At 53.0% G+C, this 19,319-nt stretch carries 17 protein-coding genes; 6 read left to right on the top strand and 11 right to left on the bottom strand.

Going from position 1 to position 19,319, the window contains the following annotated elements:
* Both nagA and nagB read right to left on the bottom strand, forming a co-directional pair.
* Positions 1 to 1,155, bottom strand: coding sequence for an N-acetylglucosamine-6-phosphate deacetylase (gene nagA, locus ACQ29O_RS15325; RefSeq protein WP_000271186.1), 1,155 nt, complete (start codon positions 1,153 to 1,155; stop codon positions 1 to 3).
* Between the two features lie 58 nt (positions 1,156 to 1,213).
* Entirely contained in the window at positions 1,214 to 2,014 is an 801-nt protein-coding gene (gene nagB, locus ACQ29O_RS15320; RefSeq protein ID WP_001237059.1) for a glucosamine-6-phosphate deaminase, read from the bottom strand.
* A 326-nt stretch (positions 2,015 to 2,340) separates the two neighbouring features.
* Here nagB and nagE point away from each other — a divergent pair, with 326 nt between their 5' ends.
* The 4 genes from nagE to chiQ all read left to right on the top strand — a co-directional run bounded on the left by nagE (position 2,341) and on the right by chiQ (position 8,620).
* Positions 2,341 to 4,293: a PTS N-acetyl glucosamine transporter subunit IIABC gene (gene nagE / locus ACQ29O_RS15315; RefSeq protein WP_001023077.1), complete on the top strand. Its 1,953-nt coding sequence runs from the start codon at positions 2,341 to 2,343 to the stop codon at positions 4,291 to 4,293.
* 210 nt (positions 4,294 to 4,503) lie between these two features.
* Positions 4,504 to 6,171 carry a glutamine--tRNA ligase gene (gene glnS / locus ACQ29O_RS15310; protein WP_001287181.1) on the top strand — a complete coding sequence of 556 codons (1,668 nt, stop codon included), beginning with the start codon at positions 4,504 to 4,506 and terminating at the stop codon, positions 6,169 to 6,171.
* 660 nt (positions 6,172 to 6,831) lie between these two features.
* Positions 6,832 to 8,238 (top strand): chitoporin ChiP, encoded by a 1,407-nt coding sequence (gene chiP, locus ACQ29O_RS15305; RefSeq protein WP_001258803.1) that lies wholly within the window; start codon positions 6,832 to 6,834, stop codon positions 8,236 to 8,238.
* A gap of 49 nt (positions 8,239 to 8,287) precedes the next feature.
* A complete protein-coding gene (chiQ, locus tag ACQ29O_RS15300; protein WP_000722258.1) occupies positions 8,288 to 8,620 on the top strand; it encodes a ChiQ/YbfN family lipoprotein in 333 nt (110 codons plus the stop codon).
* A gap of 48 nt (positions 8,621 to 8,668) precedes the next feature.
* Here chiQ and tcuC read toward each other — a convergent pair whose 3' ends face one another.
* The 8 genes from tcuC to ybfF form a co-directional block, all read right to left on the bottom strand.
* The gene (gene tcuC, locus ACQ29O_RS15295; protein ID WP_000057017.1) at positions 8,669 to 9,973 is read right to left on the bottom strand and encodes a tricarballylate/proton symporter TcuC; all 1,305 of its coding nucleotides are present in this window, start codon (positions 9,971 to 9,973) and stop codon (positions 8,669 to 8,671) included.
* A 50-nt stretch (positions 9,974 to 10,023) separates the two neighbouring features.
* Positions 10,024 to 11,163 carry a tricarballylate utilization protein TcuB gene (tcuB, locus tag ACQ29O_RS15290; protein WP_000811145.1) on the bottom strand — a complete coding sequence of 380 codons (1,140 nt, stop codon included), beginning with the start codon at positions 11,161 to 11,163 and terminating at the stop codon, positions 10,024 to 10,026.
* Entirely contained in the window at positions 11,150 to 12,553 is a 1,404-nt protein-coding gene (tcuA, locus tag ACQ29O_RS15285; protein WP_000228709.1) for an FAD-dependent tricarballylate dehydrogenase TcuA, read from the bottom strand. Before tcuA ends, tcuB begins: the two co-directional genes overlap by 14 nt.
* 97 nt (positions 12,554 to 12,650) lie before the next feature.
* Positions 12,651 to 13,577 carry a tricarballylate utilization LysR family transcriptional regulator TcuR gene (gene tcuR / locus ACQ29O_RS15280; protein WP_000423374.1) on the bottom strand — a complete coding sequence of 309 codons (927 nt, stop codon included), beginning with the start codon at positions 13,575 to 13,577 and terminating at the stop codon, positions 12,651 to 12,653.
* A gap of 114 nt (positions 13,578 to 13,691) precedes the next feature.
* Positions 13,692 to 14,144 carry a ferric iron uptake transcriptional regulator gene (fur, locus tag ACQ29O_RS15275; protein WP_000131700.1) on the bottom strand — a complete coding sequence of 151 codons (453 nt, stop codon included), beginning with the start codon at positions 14,142 to 14,144 and terminating at the stop codon, positions 13,692 to 13,694.
* 281 nt (positions 14,145 to 14,425) lie between these two features.
* Positions 14,426 to 14,956 (bottom strand): flavodoxin FldA, encoded by a 531-nt coding sequence (fldA, locus tag ACQ29O_RS15270; protein WP_001018621.1) that lies wholly within the window; start codon positions 14,954 to 14,956, stop codon positions 14,426 to 14,428.
* A 150-nt stretch (positions 14,957 to 15,106) separates the two neighbouring features.
* Positions 15,107 to 15,400 carry a LexA regulated protein gene (gene ybfE, locus ACQ29O_RS15265; protein WP_001040939.1) on the bottom strand — a complete coding sequence of 98 codons (294 nt, stop codon included), beginning with the start codon at positions 15,398 to 15,400 and terminating at the stop codon, positions 15,107 to 15,109.
* Between the two features lie 133 nt (positions 15,401 to 15,533).
* A complete protein-coding gene (gene ybfF, locus ACQ29O_RS15260) occupies positions 15,534 to 16,304 on the bottom strand; it encodes an esterase (protein WP_000773245.1) in 771 nt (256 codons plus the stop codon).
* 184 nt (positions 16,305 to 16,488) lie between these two features.
* On the opposite strand from ybfF, the gene seqA reads away from it, so the two are divergent.
* Entirely contained in the window at positions 16,489 to 17,031 is a 543-nt protein-coding gene (gene seqA / locus ACQ29O_RS15255; RefSeq protein ID WP_000848395.1) for a replication initiation negative regulator SeqA, read from the top strand.
* 24 nt (positions 17,032 to 17,055) lie between these two features.
* Positions 17,056 to 18,696: a phosphoglucomutase (alpha-D-glucose-1,6-bisphosphate-dependent) gene (gene pgm, locus ACQ29O_RS15250; RefSeq protein ID WP_000974382.1), complete on the top strand. Its 1,641-nt coding sequence runs from the start codon at positions 17,056 to 17,058 to the stop codon at positions 18,694 to 18,696.
* A 114-nt stretch (positions 18,697 to 18,810) separates the two neighbouring features.
* On the opposite strand, the gene ACQ29O_RS15245 is transcribed toward pgm, so the two are convergent.
* The gene (locus tag ACQ29O_RS15245) at positions 18,811 to 19,296 is read right to left on the bottom strand and encodes a pyridoxamine 5'-phosphate oxidase family protein (RefSeq protein ID WP_020937074.1); all 486 of its coding nucleotides are present in this window, start codon (positions 19,294 to 19,296) and stop codon (positions 18,811 to 18,813) included.
* Between the last annotated feature and the right edge of the window lie 23 nt (positions 19,297 to 19,319).

Genomic DNA, 19,319 nt, shown 5'->3' with positions numbered 1-19,319 from the left:
TCACTTACTCAAGTCAACGACCTCGTCACCATTAACGATGGTCTTGATAATTTTAAAATCGTGGGTGAACGCGGTCAGGTTGGCGACTTTACCCGGCGCAATGCTACCGAGATGCTTATCAACGCCGATAGCGCGTGCCGGATAGAGCGTTGCCATGCGCAGCACTTCATCCAGCGCGATGCCGCAATGCGCGACCAGGTTGCGTACGCCTTCAATCATGGTTAAGGACGAACCGCTCAACGTACCGTTTTCATCCACACACAGTCCATTGCGGTAGTATATTGTTTTACCTGCGAAAATGAACTGCTCAATATTGGCCCCCGCCGGTGCGGTGGCGTCTGTCACCAGACAAAGTTTGTCGCCTTTAAGGCGTTTGGCATTGCGAATGTTGGCGTAGTCGACATGCAGACCATCGGCGATAACGCCGCAATAAATATCCGCTTCGTCCAGAACAGCGCCAGCAAGGCCCGGCTCACGCCCTGTAATGTACGGCATCGCGTTAAACAGGTGAGTCGCAAAAGTAATCCCGGCGCGGAAGCCTGCTTTCGCCTCTTTTAACGTCGCGTTGGAGTGACCTGCGGAAACCACAATGCCCGCATTCGCCAGTTTAGCGATTACGTCAGCAGGCACCATTTCCGGCGCGAGAGTGACTTTGGTGATGACGTCGGCATTATCGCATAAGAAATCGACCAGCGCAGCGTCTGGTTTACGCACGAAATCAGGATTATGGGTGCCTTTTTTTACCAGATTAAGCCAGGGGCCTTCCAGGTGGAGACCCAGCGCCTGGTGCGGATGTTTTTCCAGGTATTCGCGCATGACGCGAATGCCCTGTTTCATCAACTCGTCGCTGGTAGTGATAAGCGTTGGCAGAAAGTTAGTACAGCCCGATTTTTCATTGGCTTTCTGCATAATTTCCAGCGTTTCAACGCTGACGGCTTCTGCGGTATCGTTAAACTGCACGCCGCCGCAGCCGTTTAGCTGCACATCAATAAAACCGGGGGAGAGAATGGCCCCATTCAATGAGCGTTGTTCTATTCCCGGCGGCAGTTCGGCCATCGGACAAACGCGGTCAATCAGGCCATTAGCGACAACAAGCGCATGGTCATCAAGAATTTCGTGACCGGTAAAGATCCGGCCCTGGGTTAAAGCATACATTCCGACCCCGATATCAAAAATTTACCGCCCCGCATTGACTGGCGGGGCGGAGACAACATTACAGACCTTTAATATTTTCTGCTTCTAATTCATTGAAATATTTCAATGTTTTAACTTTAAGTTCCATTGTGGACGGCTCATCGCATACCACAACCGCTTTCGGATGGAGTTGCAGGCAGCTAATGGTCCACATGTGGTTGACGTTGCCTTCAACCGCCGCCTGCAGCGCCTGGGCTTTCTGATGGCCCAGCACCAGAATCATCACTTCTTCCGCATCCAGCAGCGTGCCTACGCCTACCGTCAGCGCGTATTTCGGCACCTGGTTTACGTCACCGTCAAAGAAGCGGGAGTTCGCTACGCGAGTATCATGGGTTAACGTTTTGATACGGGTACGGGAAGCCAGGGAAGACGCCGGTTCGTTAAAGGCGATGTGACCGTCGTTGCCGACGCCGCCCATAAACAGATGGATTTTACCGTAAGAACGAATTTTTTCTTCATATTGACGGCATTCCGCATCGATATCCGGTGCGTTACCGTTGAGAAGATTGATGTTTTCTGCTGGAATATCAACGTGATCGAAAAAGTTACGATGCATAAAGCTGTGGTAGCTTTCCGGGTGCTCTTTCGGCAGGCCAACATATTCGTCCATATTAAAGGTGACCACATGCTTAAAGCTGACCTCGCCCGCTTTGTGCATCTCAACCAGCGCTTTGTACGCCGTTAGCGGCGTGCCGCCGGTAGGCAGTCCAAGGACAAACGGACGATCGGCGGTCGGTTTGAACGCATTAATACGGTTAACGATATGGCGAGCGGCCCATTTGCCAACCTGTTCTGCGGTACTCAGGGGGATCAGTCTCATTCTTCACCTCGATAATCAATGTCAAAATTTGGCGGATCGTATTAAGCGTAACCTGGATATCCAGGGTTCGTGTTCAATCCGTCCTGATTTTTTGAATCATAAAATAAGTTTTCCGTGTTAGCCAGTGGATGGTGGGGGTGATTACGATATTTAGTGATTATAATCACAAAAAACACCCGTTTAATTTGCGAGGCGAATTAATTTTCCACACACTCTGCAGAAGATGATCTCACCGTTCGATTACAGAACATCACGTTTTTAACGTTTGCAGCACAATAAAAAACGGCTTCAAAGAAGCCATATCGGCGTCTCGTAGGGGGAATAAGATGAATATTTTAGGTTTTTTCCAGCGGCTGGGTAGGGCGTTGCAGCTCCCTATCGCCGTGTTGCCGGTGGCAGCGTTGTTGCTGCGATTCGGCCAACCAGATTTGCTGAATATGCCGTTTATCGCGCAAGCGGGCGGGTCTATTTTCGATAACCTGGCGCTGGTTTTCGCTATCGGCGTGGCCTCCAGTTGGTCTAAAGATAGCGCGGGCGCGGCAGCACTGGCGGGAGCCGTGGGTTACTTCGTCATGACCAAAGCGATGGTGACGATTAACCCGGAAATCAACATGGGCGTGCTGGCGGGGATTATTACCGGTCTGGTCGGCGGCGCGGTTTATAATCGTTGGTCTGGTATCAAACTGCCTGATTTTCTCAGTTTCTTCGGTGGAAAACGTTTTGTGCCGATCGCAACGGGCTTTTTCTGTCTGGTGCTGGCCGCTATTTTCGGTTACGTCTGGCCGCCGGTACAGCATGGCATCCATGCGGGCGGTGAATGGATCGTTTCCGCAGGCGCGCTGGGTTCCGGTATCTTTGGCTTCATCAACCGTCTGCTGATCCCCACCGGTCTGCATCAGGTACTGAACACCATCGCCTGGTTCCAGATTGGCGAATTCACCAATGCCGCAGGCACTGTATTCCACGGCGACATCAACCGCTTCTATGCTGGCGACGGCACGGCGGGGATGTTTATGTCCGGCTTCTTCCCGATCATGATGTTTGGTCTGCCGGGCGCCGCTCTGGCGATGTATTTCGCCGTGCCGAAAGAACGTCGTCCGATGGTGGGCGGTATGCTGCTGTCTGTCGCGATCACCGCGTTTCTGACCGGCGTAACCGAGCCGCTGGAATTCCTGTTTATGTTCCTGGCGCCGCTGCTGTACCTCCTGCACGCCATTTTGACTGGTATCAGCCTGTTCGTCGCGACGTTGCTGGGTATCCATGCGGGCTTCTCTTTCTCGGCAGGTGCGATCGACTATGTTCTGATGTATAACCTGCCAGCGGCCAGCAATAACGTCTGGATGTTGCTGGTGATGGGCGTTGTATTCTTTATCATCTACTTCCTGCTGTTCAGCGCGGTTATTCGTATGTTTAACCTGAAAACGCCGGGCCGCGAAGATAAAGTTGATGAGATGGTAACGGAAGAAGCCAACAGCAACACCGAAGAAGGGTTAACGCAACTGGCGACCAGCTATATTGCTGCGGTTGGCGGTACGGACAACCTGAAAGCGATCGATGCGTGTATTACCCGTCTGCGCCTGACCGTGAATGACTCTGCTCGCGTTAACGATGCGGCCTGCAAACGCCTCGGCGCTTCCGGGGTGGTTAAACTGAACAAACAGACCATTCAGGTTATTGTCGGCGCGAAAGCAGAATCGATTGGCGATGAAATGAAGAAAGTGGTGGCGCGGGGGCCGGTCGCGGCAGCGTCTGCTGATGCGGCTCACGTTGCAACACCTGCTCCGGCGGCCAAACCCCAGGCGGTGCCGAATGCGGTGACTATCGCTGAACTGGTCTCTCCGATTACCGGTGAGGTAGTGGCGCTGGATCAGGTACCGGATGAAGCTTTCGCCAGCAAAGCGGTCGGCGACGGCGTGGCGGTGAAACCCACCGATAAAACCGTGGTTTCTCCGGCGGCGGGTACTATCGTGAAAATCTTCAACACTAACCACGCGTTCTGTCTGGAAACCGAAAAAGGCGCGGAGATCGTTGTCCATATGGGTATCGATACCGTCGCGCTGAACGGTCAGGGCTTTAAGCGTCTGGTAGAAGAGGGTGCGGAAGTCACGGCGGGTCAGCCGGTGCTGGAACTGGATCTGGACTTCCTGAATGCCAATGCGCGTTCCATGATAAGCCCGGTTGTTTGCAGCAACAGCGATGACTTCAGCGCTCTGGTCATCAAAGCGGATGGTCACGTGGTGGCGGGTCAAACGCCACTGTACGAGATCAAGAGCAAATAATCGCTTCCTGGCCGGATAAGGCGTAAGACGCCATCCGGCGATATCACAGAAAACATAAGCGGCAGAGGGGAACCTTCGCCGCTTTTTTTTACCGCAATTAGCCCCAATATTTTCTGCAAAGCCACTTTTTAAGTAACTAAAGGTTGTCAGTCTGTCCGGCTTATAAGATCATATGCCGTTATACGTTGTTTACGCTTTGAGGAATCCACGATGAGTGAGGCTGAAGCCCGCCCGACTAACTTTATTCGTCAGATTATTGATGAAGATCTGGCGAGTGGTAAACATACCACTGTCCATACCCGTTTTCCGCCGGAGCCGAATGGCTATCTGCACATCGGCCACGCGAAATCTATCTGCCTGAACTTTGGCATCGCGCAAGATTATCAGGGCCAGTGCAACCTGCGTTTCGATGACACCAACCCGGTAAAAGAAGATATCGAGTACGTTGATTCGATCAAAAACGACGTCGAGTGGTTAGGCTTTCACTGGTCTGGCGATATTCGCTACTCCTCCGATTACTTTGACCAACTGCACGCCTATGCGGTCGAGCTAATCAATAAAGGCCTGGCCTACGTTGATGAGCTGACGCCGGAGCAGATCCGTGAATACCGCGGTACGCTGACCGCGCCGGGTAAAAACAGCCCGTTCCGCGATCGCAGCGTGGAAGAGAACCTCGCGCTATTTGAAAAAATGCGTACCGGCGGTTTTGAAGAGGGTAAAGCCTGTCTGCGCGCTAAAATCGACATGGCGTCGCCGTTTATCGTGATGCGCGATCCGGTGCTGTACCGCATTAAATTTGCTGAACACCACCAGACCGGCAACAAGTGGTGCATCTACCCGATGTACGACTTTACTCACTGCATCAGCGATGCGCTGGAAGGCATTACTCATTCTCTGTGTACGCTGGAGTTCCAGGATAACCGTCGTCTGTACGACTGGGTGCTGGACAACATCACCATTCCGGTTCACCCGCGCCAGTACGAATTCTCGCGCCTGAATCTGGAATACACCGTGATGTCCAAGCGTAAGCTGAACCTGCTGGTGACCGACAAACACGTCGAAGGTTGGGACGATCCGCGTATGCCGACTATTTCCGGTCTGCGCCGTCGCGGCTATACCGCAGCTTCTATTCGTGAGTTCTGCAAACGCATCGGCGTCACCAAGCAGGACAACACCATTGAGATGGCGTCGCTGGAATCCTGCATTCGCGAAGATCTGAACGAAAACGCGCCGCGCGCGATGGCGGTAATCGATCCGGTAAAACTGGTTATCGAAAACTACCCGCAGGGCGAGAGCGAAATGGTTACCATGCCTAACCATCCGAATAAACCGGAGATGGGCAGCCGTGAAGTGCCGTTTAGCGGTGAGATCTGGATCGATCGCGCAGATTTCCGCGAAGAAGCGAACAAGCAGTACAAGCGTCTGGTGATGGGCAAAGAAGTGCGTCTGCGTAATGCCTACGTCATTAAAGCGGAGCGCGTAGAGAAGGATGCCGAAGGGAATATCACCACCATCTTCTGTACCTATGATGCCGATACGCTGAGTAAAGATCCGGCTGACGGGCGTAAAGTGAAAGGCGTAATCCACTGGGTTAGCGCAGCACATGCGTTGCCGATTGAAATTCGTCTCTACGACCGTCTGTTCAGCGTGCCGAATCCAGGCGCCGCGGAGGACTTCCTGTCTGTTATCAACCCCGAATCATTAGTGATTAAGCAGGGTTATGGTGAGCCGTCGCTGAAAGCGGCGGTAGCAGGAAAAGCTTTCCAGTTTGAACGTGAAGGCTACTTCTGCCTCGACAGCCGCTATGCAACGGCCGATAAGCTGGTCTTTAACCGCACCGTGGGCCTGCGTGATACCTGGGCGAAAGCGGGCGAGTAAGCACTGCGCCAACAGACGAATGCTGTAAAAATACCTTGTCAACGCCGCGTTTTGCGGCGTTTTTTCTCTGCATTTCCAAGAGCCTATCCCATTAGGGCTATTTTACTTGCCATTTTGGACCTGGGCAGTGCTCGCCAAAACGCGTTAGCGTTTTGAACGCCGCTAGCGGCGGCCCGAAGGGCGAGCGTAGCGAGTCAAACCTCACGTACTACGTGTACGCTCCGGTTTTTGCGCGCTGTCCGTGTCCAAACTGGCTGCGCCAATAACGCCTGGTGGGATAGGCTCTTAGTCGATTCTCTTTTTTGCGAGGCGAATTAATTATTCTCTGAAAATTATTGATCTGATAAATGATTATTAATCTAAATGTTATAAGCGTCAGGTCAACAGGAGACAATTATTTTCATGCCTATGGAAAACAAGTCAATTTTCTTTCTGGCGGTCTGCTTCCCCCACCAGCAGTCGAATATAACAGAAAGCAATTAAATATGTGCGGTTGCTCATATTATTACATACTGGTTACAGAAAGAGATTGATAATTCGCATCGCGAAAAATAGTCTATTTAACGTAGTAAATGAGGTTTCTCAGCGCTACTTTTTATTTTTATTTTTTCGCTGTTCGCTTTTGTCGGCAGCAATTTATACGTCAAAGAGGATTAACTTATGCGTACGTTTAGTGGCAAACGTAGTACGCTGGCTCTGGCTATCGCCGGTATCACAGCAATGTCGGGGTGGATCGTTGTTCCGCAGGCGCAAGCCTCCGGCTTTTTCGACGACTCCACGTTAACGGGCGGCATCTATTATTGGCAGCGTGAACGCGATCGCAAAGATGTGACCGACGGCGACAAATATAAAACTAACCTTTCTCATGCGACCTGGAACGCTAACTTGGATTTTCAGTCTGGTTACGCTGCGGATATGTTCGGTCTGGATATCGCGGCGTTTACCGCGATTGAAATGGCAGAAAACGGCGACAGCGGTCATCCAAACGAAATTGCCTTCTCGAAAAAGAATAAAGGCTACGACGAAGACTATTCCGGCGATAAGAGCGGTATCAGTCTTTATAAAGCCGCCGCGAAATTTAAATATGGCCCGGTCTGGGCGCGCGCCGGTTATATTCAGCCTACCGGTCAGACGCTGTTAGCGCCGCACTGGAGTTTTATGCCGGGTACTTATCAGGGTGCGGAAGCCGGCGCCAGTTTTGACTATGGCGATGCGGGCGCGTTAAGTTTTTCCTACATGTGGACTAACGAATATAAAGCGCCGTGGCATACCGAAATGGATAAGTTTTATCAGGCGGATAAAAAAACTAATGTGGACTACCTCCACTCCATCGGCGCGAAGTACGACTTCAAAAATGATCTGGTGCTGGAAGCGGCGTTTGGTCAGTCCGAAGGCTATGTCGATCAATATTTCGCAAAGGCCAGCTATAAATTTGATTTAGGCGGCAATCCGTTCACCACCAGTTACCAGTTCTACGGCGCGCGCGACAAAGTAGACGATCGCAGCGTGAATGATATTTACGACGGTACGGCCTGGCTGCAGGCGTTGACCTTCGGCTACAAAGTCGCGGAAGTGGTTGACCTGCGTCTGGAAGGCACCTGGGTGAAAGCGGACGGTCAGCAGGGCTATTTTCTGCAACGTATGACGCCAACCTACGCCTCTTCAAACGGTCGTCTGGATATCTGGTGGGATAACCGCTCCGACTTTAACGCTAACGGTGAAAAGGCGGTTTTCTTCGGCGCGATGTATGACCTGAAAAACTGGAATCTGCCGGGCTGGGCTGTGGGCGCGTCTTACGTTTACGCTTGGGATGCTAAACCGGCAACCTGGCAAAGTAACCCGGATGCTTACTACGACAAAAACCGCACTATCGAAGAGTCCTCATACAGTCTGGATGCGGTCTATACCCTGCAGGAGGGGCGTGCCAAAGGCACCATGTTCAAACTGCACTTCACCGAATATGACAACCACTCCAATATTCCAAGCTGGGGCGGTGGTTACGGCAACATCTTCCAGGATGAACGTGACGTGAAATTTATCGTTATTGCGCCATTCACTATTTTCTGATGTCAGATGCGGCAGGCTGCCGGTCTGCCGCGCTGTTGAGGAACGACCTATGAAAAAAATTTTACTCATCGCCAGCATGACCGCCGGTTTGACGGCCTGCGCGTCATCACCCGCGCCGGAAGAAGATAGCCGGCTGAAAGAGGCGTACAGCGCCTGTATCAATACCGCACAGGGCTCGCCTGAGAAGATAGAGGCCTGCCAAAGCGTACTGAATGTCCTTAAAAAAGACCGCAAACATCAGCAATTTGCTAACGAAGAAAGCGTGCGGGTACTGGACTATCAGCAGTGCATTCAGGCGACGCGCACGGGTAACGATCAGGCGGTCAAGGCTGACTGCGACAAGGTCTGGCAGGAAATTCGCAGTCATAATAACGTGCAATAAAAACCTGCCTTGCCACCCACGGGCGAATGTTTTCCGCCCGTGGTTTTTTCAGGCTTTATTTTCTGCCGCGATATAGCCGCGACTCAGACGTACAAACAGCATCGCCGTCGCGGCAAGTCCACATAATGCCGCGCACATCAGCCACCAGCCGGGCGAGCTTTTGTCGCCGGTTAACTTTACCAGCGCGGTAGAGATGGCCGGCGTCAGGCCGCCAAAAATCGCCGTCGCCAGGCTAAAGGCCAGCGAGAAACCAACGGTACGCACATAGACTGGCATCACTTCGGTTAACGCCGCGACCATTGCGCCGTTATACATGCCAAAAAAGAAAGAGAACCACAGCAGTACCAGCGTCATGCGGGTAAAGTCGGGCGCGGCGGTCAGCCATTGCATGACGGGCCAGGTGGTGATCAGCGCCAGCAACGTAATGCCCATTAATACGGCGCGACGGCCAATCCGGTCGGAAATCGCGCCGCCAATGGGTAACCAGATAAAATTGGACACCCCCACCAACATGGTGACGATCAAACTGTCCCGCGCGCTGAGATTAAGCACGGTTCTGCCATAGGTCGGCGTATAAACGGTGATAAAATAAAACGTTGTGGTGGTCATCGCCACCAGCAGCGTTCCGGCCGTAATAATGCGCCAGTTTTTGGCGATAGTTGCAAAAATTTCCCTGGTGTCGGGGCGATGCTTGCGTTGTAAAAACGCCTCTGTTTCTTGTAATGAACGACGTAAAACAAAAATCAGCGGAATGATCATACAGCCGATAAAGAACGGAATTCGCCAGCCCCACTCCGATATCGCGTCGTGTCCCAGCGTGATATTCAGGCTATAACCAATCAACGCGGCAACAACGATCGCGACCTGCTGACTGGCGGATTGCCAGCTGGTATAAAACCCTTTATTGCCTGGCGTTGCGATTTCGGACATATAGACCGAGACGCCGCCTAACTCAACGCCCGCAGAAAATCCTTGTAATAACCGGCCCAACAGCACCAACGCAGGCGCTGCCAGGCCGATCGTTTGGTAGCCGGGGACGAGGGCGATGAGCAACGTACCGCAGCCCATAATCGCCAGTGTCACCATCAGCCCTTTACGGCGTCCGATTCTGTCAATATAGGCGCCAAGCACAATCGCGCCGACGGGGCGCATTAAAAAACCGGAGCCAAAGACGGCAAAGGTCAACATTAATGAGGCAAATTCGCTTTCCGCCGGAAAAAACGTTCTGGCGATATAGGTGGCGTAAAATCCGAACAAGAAAAAATCAAACTGTTCAAGAAAATTGCCGCTTGTCACGCGCAGTATTGCGCCGAACGTGCCGGCGCGCGATGTTGCAGGTGTGTGTTGTGCCATAGGGTTTGCTCTCCACTGTCTTTATTGTTTTATGGGTAAGATGTTGCGGGTCAGTTGCCTGTATCCCCCGCATGTTTTCCGCGTCGCTTCTCAACTGCCCATTTGAGTAAGGCCGCGCAGCGGAAAAATCCGTGGGCGAATTTTCCGTAGGGAAGGGTGAGAAAGAGCGCCATCACCACGCCTAAATGGAGCGCCAGCAGTATGCCCATTCCGCTGGTGTCTCTGCCTGCCAGCAGCGCCAGCCCGGTCAGACTGGTTAAGAGCAGCAGCAGAATAAAGCCGCGATCCATGGGTTTCTGGCGCGCATCGCCATGTAACGGCGACCGCCGCAGATTGAGCCACAGTAGCCCGGCCGGGCCGATAAGCAGACCGATACCGCCCAGCGTGCCGAGCATGACCGGCAGGCTAAAAAACGGGTAGGGCGCTTCCCAACCGGCGACGTAGTGATAGCCCGTCGCCACGACCGTGGCGGCAAAACAGAGCATAAAACCGTAAAAGGTAAAGTGATGAAAGCGACGGCGCAGCAGCGTGAACGCATCGTCCGCTTCGTTACAGCCTTTGCCGTGACCGCCGTCGAGATATTTCAGCGTTAACGCATTGTGCGACGCTTCCGCAATCTCTGCCGAACGCGGTACGCCCGGCGAGATCTCACGCCAGAAGCGAATTACGCCCGCCATAAGCAAACCGATTGCCAGCACAAAAACTGAGCCAAACATCCATGCCAGCAGGCTATGCGGAAAAATTTGATAGAAGTCACCGGCCAGCGGCGGATGAATCAGCGACCCTTTCAGCACCATCGCCAGTAATAAAAAGAGCGTCAGACCGACTATCAGCGCCAGCGCGACGGTGATCCCCGCCCGGCGGTATAACGCGCCAAAAGCGGCGGGCTGGGCATACTGTTGATACGTCTCCAGGCGGGCTTGCGCCATCGCTTTCGGCACGTTAATGGCAAATTCATGGGGCGGCGCATACTGGCATGCGTGCAGGCAGGCGCCGCAGTTATGACATAAATTCGCCAGATAATGAATATCGGCTTTACCGAATTCGAGCCGCTGGGTCATCGCCGGAAATACCGCGCAAAAACCTTCGCAGTAGCGACACGCGTTACACACTTGCATGACGCGTTCGACCTCGGCTTCCGGTTCGGTAAGCACGGTGGCCTCAATGATTAATTTTTCAAGCTGTTTCATGCTGCGCCTCCTTGTGCGCCGCGCGGGCGGCTTCTATTCCCGCAATGCGGCCAAAGGTTGTGCCGATAGACATGCCTACGCCTGCGGTATACCCCTTGCCCAGTACATTTCCTGCCATCATCTCGCCGGCAACAAACAGGTTGCGGCTTGGATGACCGGCAAAATGCACCGCGGCACGTTCATTGACTTTCAGACCCAGGTAGGTAAACGTGATGCCGGGTCGCAGCGCATAACCGTAGTAGGGCGGCGCATCAAGCGGGCGCGCCCAGTGGGTTTTCGCCGGCGTCAGGTTTTTAGTGGCGCAGTCATCAAGCAAGGTATGATCAAAATGACCGGGCTGGCAGGCCTGGTTATACTGCGTGACGGTATGGGTAAATTTTTCCGCGTCCAGCCCCAACTGGCAGGCCAGCTCAGCCAGCGTATTGGCCTGCGCGCCAGGAAAAACCGGCGGCATAAAGTGGCCGATGGCTTTGCTGTCAATAATCGAATAGCCAATTTGTCCTGGCTGTTGAGCCACCAGCCGCCCCCAAATGGCGTAACGCTTCGGCCAGAAATCTTCGCCTTCATCATAAAAACGTTCGGCGTCGCGATTCACGACAATACCCAGCGATACGCAATCCACGCGAGTACAAATACCGCCGTCGTACAGCGGCGCCCTGGCATCAATCGCTACGCAGTGCGACTGGGACGGATCGCCAATGATATCCGCGCCGGCATCCATCATAAATTTGAGTAATACGCCCTGGTTAAAACGCGTGCCGCGAATCAGGAAATTATCCGCGGGCCATTCGCCGCGGGCGTTTTCTCCCCAGGCCTCCCGCAGCCATTCACGGTTTGATTCGAAACCGCCAGCCGCTAATACGCAGGCTTTGGCGGTAATCCGTTCGCTACCCGCCAGCGCCGCCACGAATTCGCCGTCATGAAGTTCAAGCGCGTGAACCGGCGTGTTATAGCGAACCTGTACGCCCAGCCGTTCGGCGCTACGGTAATAGGCATTGACGAGCGCTTTCCCGCCGCCCATAAAAAACGCATTGGTGCGCGCAACGTGGAGCGCACCTGATAGCGGCGGTTGAAAGTTAACGCCATGTTTGCGCATCCAGTCGCGGCATTGCGAAGAGGTGCGAATGACCAGCCGCGCCAGCGCCTCGTTGGTGTTGCCGTCGGTGACTCGCCACAGATCCTGCCAGAATTCCTCTTCAGGATAGCTTTCTACCAGCACATCCTGCGGCGCATCATGCATACAGCGCAGGTTTCGTGTGTGCTGAGAATTTCCGCCGCGCCATTCCCGCGGGGCAGCCTCAAGCAGCAGAACCGATGCGCCCGCTTCCCGTGCGGTCAGGGCGGCGCATAATGCGGCATTGCCTCCGCCTATCACCAGTACATCAACCATCTTATACTCCCGTACCATTTAACTATTTGTTAAATTTGTAATTGAAATGTATACGGATAAATAAGCGGCGCGCTATCAGGTAGCGCTAAACAGGGGTTTAGTAAGCGTAAAGGGTTGCGCCTGGCCATTCACCGGCGTCGACTAACTGACGCATAACTTTGGTAAGGACTACTCTGGCGGCAAGGCCGGCGGGCGTCAGTTCATCATCCGACAGGCTGACTAAAAAATTGGGGCGGCTGAGTACCGGATTATGGACGCCGATCACGCGTAGCGCGTCGTTATCCAGATGAGAAATCGCCGCGCCGGGCTGCAACGTGGCGCCAAGACCGTCGCGCACGGCGCGCATCAACAACGCCAGACCGTCAATTTCCGCGACGATCTCAACGTTAAGCGCATGTTCCTGGCAGACAGCGTCCAGCCTGCCGCGCAGCCCATGTCTCTGGCTTGGCATAATGAGCGGAATGCCTGCCAGTTGTTCAGGTGTGATCGGGTTATCAGGAAGCGCCGCCAGCAGGGCATGGGAGCCAATCAGAAAAAGCTGTTCTTCAAGGATCGGTCTGGCGCTCCAGCGCAGGATTTTATCTTTTTGAAAGACAACGGCTAAATCAATCTGGCGGGTATTGATCATTCTTTCCAGATTACCGGACAAGCTTTCCACCACATGCAGTCGAACATCGGCATAGTTTTCCTGCATGGCATGGATAAACGGTATACCCAGTATGGAGGCGGTACTGGGGGCCATTCCTACGCTCACATGACCGGAAAGGCGCGCTTCTCTGGCGGCGAGAATTGCGTCGTCGGCATGACGCAGGGCGAGTTGCGCCTGCGAATAAAAGGCCAGCCCGGCGTTGGTTGGCGTTACGCCGCGCGAAGTGCGCTGCAGCAGACGGATGGCAAGCTCGTTTTCCAGACGGGACATCTGTTGACTTAATGCTGAAACGCCAATATCAAGATCCTGTGCGGCGCTGCCCATACTGCCGGTTTCAATAATACGCACGAAATAGCGTAACTGGCGAAGCTCCATTCCTGCTCTCCTGAGATGCGATAGCGTTTTTTACATTAAATCAACATCAAGCGGCAGGAAAGAGGAGGATATAAAAAAGCCAACCGGGCGGTTGGCTCTTCGAAAGATTTACACTTATTTAGTCACGTCATCGTGCGCGTGCTCGTCTTCGCGGCAGTCGCCTTCAGCGCAGTGGCCGTAAAGATAGAGGCTGTGATTAGTTAAACGAATACCGTGTTTCGCCGCAATTTCACGCTGGCGCGCTTCAATAGAGTCATCACTAAATTCAATCACTTTTCCGCAGTCAAGGCAGATAAGATGGTCGTGATGATGCTGTTGCGTCAGTTCAAAAACGGATTTACCGCCTTCAAAATTATGGCGGGTCACGATACCGGCATCGTCAAACTGGTTCAGCACACGGTATACGGTTGCCAGACCGATTTCTTCACCCATGTCGATCAGGCGTTTGTATAAATCTTCCGCACTGACGTGATGGTTATCTGGTTCCTGAAGAACTTCCAGAATTTTTAAACGAGGAAGCGTTACTTTCAGGCCAGCCTTCTTTAATGCGGTATTGTTGTCAGTCATACGGAATCTGTCCTGTTGCTAAACGATTCACTTCATTAGAGAAGTGACAGAAATTGCACTCAAGATAATGCGTATCATTATAGGACTGCCATGCCGAAATGAAAACCGCAAGTCTCTCGCAGATGTTAATAAAACTGTGGTTTTGCCTGCAAATTCTGGCGCCACCTGATTACACCCGGACATTGTACAGGGATGGGTGCGAAAGTTACAAATTTGTAGCAATTATTTTGATTGGTCTTGTCTATTGATGCGGCGCAGATATAACGCTGCGCCGCATAAGATTAGGCGTTGAGGATGTCGTCGAGGTGCAATTCAGCCGAAACTTGCTTAACCCATTTTTCAACACGCTCGGCGGTCAGTTCAGGCTGACGGTCTTCGTCAATCGCCAGACCGACAAAATGATCGTCGTCAGCCAGACCTTTAGAGGCTTCAAAATGATAGCCTGCAGTTGGCCAGTGACCCACAATCGTGGCGCCGCGCGGCTCAATAATGTCGCGAATCGTGCCCAGCGCATCACAGAAGTATTCCGCGTAGTCTTCCTGATCGCCACAGCCAAACAGCGCCACCAGCTTACCGTTAAAGTCAATCTCTTCGAGAGTCGGGAAGAAGTCATCCCAGTCACATTGCGCTTCGCCATAGTACCAGGTTGGGATGCCCAGCAGCAGAATGTCATACCCTTCCAGGTCTTCTTTACTGCTTTTTGCAATGTCATGCACATCGGCAACGTCTTTACCAAGCTGTTTTTGAATCATTTTTGCGATATTTTCGGTATTACCGGTGTCGCTGCCGAAAAAGATGCCAGTGATTGCCATGAGTAAAATAACCTCTTGAAACTTATTGAAATGGTGGTGGCGAATTGCCCACGGATAAGGGCAATCATAGCAGAACAGGCAGATATGCGGAAACAGCAATCACGCGGGACTGCACGCTCTGCTACACGAAATATGAAACAAAACTTATTTTCAGACTAAACCCTGGCCGCGCAGCGCCATAAGCTGCTTCATTAATATTTCTTCAATGAGCTCGCTGCGGCTAATGTTGCGCGCTTCGGCCAGCTCATTCAGCGCGTCAACCGCTTGTGCGTTGAGTTTTAATTCGACACGCTTGAGGCCACGAACTTTGTCGCGTTTTAACTGGTTGCGCTTGTTGATGCGTAACTGTTCATCGCGCGAAAGCGGATTCGTTTTAGGTCGTCCCGGGCGACGCTCGTGCGCGAACAGATCTAATGTCGTACGGTCCGTTTGTTCTTTGGCCATGATTTTGGTGACTTCGGGGGAAACAATCAGCCAGGCTTATGCCCGGATGGATAGCGCGCCATCATACATCAGCGAGGAAGCGACGCCAACGCCCGCGCGCGTAATCGCGCACAGGCGATGAGTTTTTAATCAGTTAGCGTTTATCGTGCAGATAACGGCGGATGGCGCGCAGAACCGCCTCTGGTTTTTCGGCATGTACCCAGTGGCCCGCGCCGGCGATCACATGCGCGCGCGCCAAAGGGAATTGCGCCAGCAGCGCGTCGCGGTACGCTTCGGTCACGTACGGCGAGTTACCGCCTGGAATAAACAGCGCCGGATGTTCCCAGGGCGGAATGGTTTCCCAGCCGACGATATGCGGATACTGCTCCCATAATACCGGAACATTAAAACGCCATTCGCCTTCAGCCCAGGATTTTAACAGAAACTGGATCACGCCTTCTTCGTTGAGGTGTTGGCGCATAATCCCTGCCGCCTGTTGGCGGGATGTCGCGTCGGATTCGCTGACGGCATTAATGGCCGCGAAAATGCGATCGTGGCGGCGAACGTGATAATCCACGGGGGCGATATCAATCGCGACCAGACGATCGATGCGATCGGGCGCCAGCGCCGTCAGCGCCATTACCGCTTTTCCGCCCATGGAATGACCAATAAACGTCGCTTTTTCAATCTGCTGCGCGTCAAGCGTATCCAGAAGATCCTGGGCCATTGCCGGATAATCCATGACCGGATCGCGCGGCGATAAACCATGATTGCGCATATCGACCTGAATAATGTCGTGATCGGTCACCAGATCGCGCGCCAGTACGCCGAGGTTGTCCAGGCTGCCAAACAGACCATGAACGAGAACGATGGGGGAATTATTGTGCAGGTTTTGTGCAGATTGCGCTCGGATGTTTAATTTCATGGCAAAGTTCTTTTTTTCGCTCTGTCGGGTTAGGGTATTATGTTGACCATTCTGCCACTGGGCTGCAACCTCTAAGGTTTACTCCGAGTTTTTTTGTCAGCCGGGCTTAACGCTATCCGCTGTTGGGATTTGTTCCTATAATCCCAATGACTTGTATTCAGCAAAGACATCGCACTGGATTAAGATGAAAACGATTGAAGTTGATGATGAACTCTATAGCTATATTGCCAGCCACACCAAGCATATCGGCGAGAGCGCATCCGACATTTTACGGCGTATGTTGAAGTTTTCCGCCACGACACAGCCAACGGCTTCAGCGGTGAAGGGGACGCCTGCGGCGCAACCCGTTGCCGAAGCGAAACCGGTTAACCCGGTAAAAGACAAAGTTCGCGCGATGCGTGAGCTGTTGTTGTCTGACGAATATGCCGAGCAGAAAAAAGCGGTCAACCGCTTTATGCTGATTCTGACTACACTCTATTCACTGGATCACCACGCGTTTGCGGAGGCGACGGAGTCGTTGCATGGCCGCACGCGCGTCTATTTTGCGGCGGATGAACAAACGCTGCTGAAAAATGGGAATCAAACTAAACCTAAGCACGTTCCCGGCACGCCGTACTGGGTGATCACCAACACCAACACCGGCCGTAAATGCAGCATGATCGAACACATCATGCAGTCAATGCAATTCCCGGCGGAATTGATTGAAAAGGTTTGCGGAACAATTTAATCCTTGCATTAGAAGGACCAGGCAATGGCAATCCACAACCGCGCAGGACAACCCGCGCAACAGAGTGATTTGATTAACGTCGCCCAACTGACGGCGCAGTATTATGTACTGAAACCGGAGGCAGGGAATGCAGAACATGCCGTGAAATTTGGCACTTCCGGCCATCGCGGTAGCGCAGGTCGTCACAGTTTCAACGAACCGCATATTCTGGCGATCGCCCAGGCGATTGCTGAAGAGCGGGCGAAAAATGGCATTACCGGCCCCTGCTATGTGGGGAAAGACACCCATGCGCTCTCGGAACCGGCCTTCATTTCCGTGCTGGAAGTGCTGGCGGCAAACGGCGTAGACGTTATCGTGCAGGAAAATAATGGCTTTACGCCAACGCCTGCCGTGTCAAATGCTATCCTGGTCCATAACAAAAAAGGCGGCCCGCTGGCTGATGGTATTGTCATTACGCCGTCGCACAACCCGCCGGAAGATGGCGGTATTAAATATAATCCGCCCAATGGCGGCCCGGCGGATACCAACGTCACTAAAGTGGTAGAAGATCGTGCCAATGCGCTGCTGGCGGGCGGCCTGCAAGGCGTTAAGCGCATCTCTCTGGATGCGGCAATGGCCTCGGGCCACGTTAAAGCGGTAGATCTGGTACAGCCGTTTGTCGAAGGGCTGGCGGATATCGTTGATATGGCGGCGATTCAGAAAGCCGGTCTGACGCTGGGTATCGATCCGCTGGGCGGCTCCGGTATTGAATACTGGAAACGTATCGCTGAGCATTACAAACTTAACCTGACGTTAGTTAACGATCAGGTTGATCAAACCTTCCGCTTTATGCACCTTGATAAAGATGGCGCGATCCGTATGGATTGCTCCTCCGAATGTGCGATGGCGGGTTTGCTGGCGCTGCGTGACAAGTTTGACCTGGCCTTCGCCAACGACCCGGACTACGACCGTCATGGCATCGTGACGCCTGCAGGGCTGATGAACCCGAACCATTATCTGGCGGTCGCCATTAACTATCTGTTCCAGCATCGTCCGCTGTGGGGCAAAGACGTGGCTGTCGGTAAAACGCTGGTCTCTTCCGCGATGATTGACCGCGTGGTGAATGATTTGGGACGCAAGCTGGTAGAAGTGCCGGTTGGCTTCAAATGGTTTGTTGACGGTTTGTTCGACGGCAGCTTTGGTTTCGGCGGGGAAGAGAGCGCGGGCGCTTCGTTCCTGCGTTTCGACGGTACGCCGTGGTCTACCGATAAAGACGGGATCATCATGTGCCTGCTGGCGGCGGAAATCACCGCCGTTACCGGGAAAAACCCGCAAGAGCATTACAATGAACTGGCAGCGCGTTTTGGCGCGCCGAGCTATAACCGTCTGCAGGCGGCAGCGACCTCGGCCCAGAAAGCGGCATTGTCTAAACTGTCTCCGGAAATGGTGAGCGCCAGCACGCTGGCAGGCGACCCGATTACCGCGCGTCTTACCGCAGCGCCGGGTAATGGCGCATCGATTGGCGGCCTGAAGGTAATGACCGACAACGGCTGGTTCGCCGCGCGTCCATCCGGTACGGAAGACGCTTACAAGATCTATTGCGAAAGCTTCCTGGGGGAAGAACATCGCAAGCAGATTGAGAAAGAAGCCGTTGAAATCGTTAGCGAAGTATTGAAAAACGCCTGATGGGCGATATGGAAGAAAAAGGAGCCTTACGGCTCCTTTTTTGTATTAACGGCGCTGCGCTTATCAGGCCTGTAAACCGCCTCCAGGCCGGATAAGGCGCTTGTGATATCTGACTTATTCGCTCTGAGTCGCCAGATGTCGGCGGCAGGTGAGGGCGTCGCATTCAATACGCACCACGCAAACCGCTTTCATCATATTTTCCCGATAACTGAAGGTTTTTCCCGGATCGGTCTGACGCATAATGACGTCCAGGCCGTAGCGCATCTCCTCGCGTGTTTGCAATATCGATGCCAGTCCGGTGGCGAAAACGCTGGTGTAGGCGTAGCTATAATCACAGGGGTCATCGGCACGTAGTAATGCATGGTCGCCGTCCATTTCAATGCATACTGCCGGGTTCTTACGTAACAGACGCATCTTTTTCCCGGTGCGTGCGCCGTGAAAATAAAATATCCAGCGTCCGTTCTGATACTCGTAGCCAAAATTTACGGGGACAACATACGGACAGAGATTGTCGTTAAACCCTATCCGACACACTTCGTGTTTACTGAGAATAGCCAGTATTTCTGCTATATCAGTGACTTCCCGCTCTGGATTACTCATTTCTATTATCTTATTCAAAGAGT

Origin of the sequence: Salmonella sp. GDC200615 (genome assembly GCF_050574145.1) — a bacterium.
GTDB classification, from domain to species: Bacteria; Pseudomonadota; Gammaproteobacteria; order Enterobacterales; family Enterobacteriaceae; genus Salmonella; species Salmonella enterica.
This window is presented reverse-complemented; position numbering and strand designations above follow the sequence as displayed.

Bases quoted from the DNA above. Each gene is read 5' to 3' on its own strand.
- nagA (WP_000271186.1), bottom strand. From the start codon at position 1,155: ATGTATGCTTTAACCCAGGGCCGGATCTTTACCGGTCACGAAATTCTT.
- nagB (WP_001237059.1), bottom strand. From the start codon at position 2,014: ATGAGACTGATCCCCCTGAGTACCGCAGAACAGGTTGGCAAATGGGCC.
- nagE (WP_001023077.1), top strand. From the start codon at position 2,341: ATGAATATTTTAGGTTTTTTCCAGCGGCTGGGTAGGGCGTTGCAGCTC.
- glnS (WP_001287181.1), top strand. From the start codon at position 4,504: ATGAGTGAGGCTGAAGCCCGCCCGACTAACTTTATTCGTCAGATTATT.
- chiP (WP_001258803.1), top strand. From the start codon at position 6,832: ATGCGTACGTTTAGTGGCAAACGTAGTACGCTGGCTCTGGCTATCGCC.
- chiQ (WP_000722258.1), top strand. From the start codon at position 8,288: ATGAAAAAAATTTTACTCATCGCCAGCATGACCGCCGGTTTGACGGCC.
- tcuC (WP_000057017.1), bottom strand. From the start codon at position 9,973: ATGGCACAACACACACCTGCAACATCGCGCGCCGGCACGTTCGGCGCA.
- tcuB (WP_000811145.1), bottom strand. From the start codon at position 11,163: ATGAAACAGCTTGAAAAATTAATCATTGAGGCCACCGTGCTTACCGAA.
- tcuA (WP_000228709.1), bottom strand. From the start codon at position 12,553: ATGGTTGATGTACTGGTGATAGGCGGAGGCAATGCCGCATTATGCGCC.
- tcuR (WP_000423374.1), bottom strand. From the start codon at position 13,577: ATGGAGCTTCGCCAGTTACGCTATTTCGTGCGTATTATTGAAACCGGC.
- fur (WP_000131700.1), bottom strand. From the start codon at position 14,144: ATGACTGACAACAATACCGCATTAAAGAAGGCTGGCCTGAAAGTAACG.
- fldA (WP_001018621.1), bottom strand. From the start codon at position 14,956: ATGGCAATCACTGGCATCTTTTTCGGCAGCGACACCGGTAATACCGAA.
- ybfE (WP_001040939.1), bottom strand. From the start codon at position 15,400: ATGGCCAAAGAACAAACGGACCGTACGACATTAGATCTGTTCGCGCAC.
- ybfF (WP_000773245.1), bottom strand. From the start codon at position 16,304: ATGAAATTAAACATCCGAGCGCAATCTGCACAAAACCTGCACAATAAT.
- seqA (WP_000848395.1), top strand. From the start codon at position 16,489: ATGAAAACGATTGAAGTTGATGATGAACTCTATAGCTATATTGCCAGC.
- pgm (WP_000974382.1), top strand. From the start codon at position 17,056: ATGGCAATCCACAACCGCGCAGGACAACCCGCGCAACAGAGTGATTTG.
- ACQ29O_RS15245 (WP_020937074.1), bottom strand. From the start codon at position 19,296: ATGAGTAATCCAGAGCGGGAAGTCACTGATATAGCAGAAATACTGGCT.